The organism is Actinomadura napierensis (assembly GCF_039529375.1).
In the GTDB taxonomy this organism is placed as follows: Bacteria; Actinomycetota; Actinomycetes; order Streptosporangiales; family Streptosporangiaceae; genus Spirillospora; species Spirillospora napierensis.
This window is the reverse complement of the sequence record NZ_BAAAMR010000312.1, coordinates 1-709: the sequence shown is the minus strand read 5'-3', so window position 1 is coordinate 709 and position 709 is coordinate 1. Positions and strand designations below refer to the sequence as shown.

The window sequence follows — 709 nt, the reverse complement described above, 5'->3', positions numbered from 1 at the left end:
AACCAATTTATAGAGTATTTAAACGGTATAAATAGAGAGATTTTGGCAAAGGCCAATAAATGAGAAGAAATAGTACGCATGAGCGAACTCCTTTGGCTATAAAGAAGTTTCACCACATTACTGTCAAATAATGGTGGTGAAACGAGAGAAGGTTGACAGACTGATAGCCAAAAGATCAGCACACCCGAAGGTGTCCCCCTCCCGTTCCACCGCAGAGGGGGCACGCAGGGATGCCCACAAAAAAGAGAGACTTTTTCGTGTGCGTTGGCTATCCGACCTGTCAAAGTCGACTGGCAATGTAGGCCAGCAGGCAAAGGATAGTGCTCTGCCCTATTACAGTCAAGCACACAAAATGACATTTGTTTTAAATTAGATCATTAAAAACTAAGGATAAATAATTAAAAATTATTGTTAATTTGGGATTTATAAAGTCTCGGTTTAAAGGCCTTTAAATCTCTCAGTTGACTGTATAAAAAGGCATAACAAAATCAGTAAAACTTCGCTTCACCAGCAGGACGAGTTTTAAACCTTCTATGAAACCACATGTATTGTGTTGGGGCGATCCGAATCTGGTTTTCAATAATTTTATTGACGCGTTCAGCATCATTCACTTCGCATTCGCTAGGAAAATTTTCAAGTTTAGGTTCTACCAGTACATTGTATTGAGGATCTCGAATATCCCCGCTTCTGTAAAAATATAAAGGTATTG

1 protein-coding gene is annotated in these 709 nt (G+C 39.2%); it reads right to left on the bottom strand.

Going from position 1 to position 709, the window contains the following annotated elements; all coding sequences use genetic code 11:
• Window positions 1–488 precede the first annotated feature (488 nt).
• A partial coding sequence (locus ABD296_RS49655) for an LpxL/LpxP family acyltransferase (RefSeq protein WP_042755584.1) occupies window positions 489–709 on the bottom strand: 221 nt, incomplete at its 5' end.